3 protein-coding genes are annotated in these 740 nt (G+C 43.4%); 2 read left to right on the top strand and 1 reads right to left on the bottom strand.

Annotated elements, in window-relative coordinates; genetic code table 11:
- Positions 1-225 (top strand): helix-turn-helix transcriptional regulator (locus A3729_RS30745; protein WP_156497861.1); only part of this gene is annotated, 225 nt, incomplete at its 5' end.
- A gap of 2 nt (positions 226-227) precedes the next feature.
- Positions 228-557, top strand: coding sequence for a hypothetical protein (locus A3729_RS10055; RefSeq protein ID WP_068506629.1), 330 nt, complete (start codon positions 228-230; stop codon positions 555-557).
- 2 nt (positions 558-559) lie between these two features.
- Here A3729_RS10055 and A3729_RS10050 read toward each other — a convergent pair.
- On the bottom strand, positions 560-740 hold a 181-nt coding region (locus A3729_RS10050; RefSeq protein WP_197475753.1), incomplete at its 5' end, for an inositol monophosphatase family protein.

Here is a 740-nt window from a genome sequence, read left to right as displayed (position 1 = left end):
GGGCAGAGTGGTATGACAGTGGGCGACATACAGAAAAAGTTGGGTATACCTGCTTCAACCTTGTCACATCATATTTCCAAGCTGATGCAATGCGCTTTGCTTAGCCAGCAAAGGGAAAGTAGAAACTTATACTGCAAAGCGAACTTTGCCAACATGACAGAGTTAATGTCTTTTTTGATGAGAAATTGTTGCTCGGCGGATGAGAAGTCTAAGTCCTGTTTATAGGTGTGGTGAATCGATTGCCACAGCAAGGTGATTTTCTGGCGAATATTCATCAGGGTGCGCGTTGCGAAGCTGGAGAGGTTTCGCTCAGAGAGCAGTATATAATCGATACGATGCGCCCTTTCTTATTAAATGAAGGCATTGCTCTGGCTGGGCTCGACTTTATTGGTGGTTATATTACCGAGGTTAATATTACTAGCCCTTCAGCCATTCGGCAGATCAATACAGTAAGTGATCAGGAAATACAGAAAGTCTTGGTTGATGGCATTGAAGCTAGACTCAAGAATAAATTTGCTAAAGCTTGCTGTGACAGTTTCTACTCAAAAGCGAGTTGAATCTAGCCGGAATACAAAGACTGAATCACGGCTACAAGCTCTTTTTCGGTACTGAAGATAACGCCGTTTTGGTTCATGAAGGTGCTGTCTGCTTTATTCAGTTCTAGAACTTGTCCCTTATAATCACAAACAAATGCACCGGCTTCTGAACAGATACACGCGGTGGCAGCAAAATCCCAAAGG

Source organism: Oleiphilus sp. HI0043 (genome assembly GCF_001634935.1).
The sequence above is the reverse complement of the archived record's forward strand: the minus strand, read 5'-3'. Positions and strand labels throughout refer to the sequence as shown.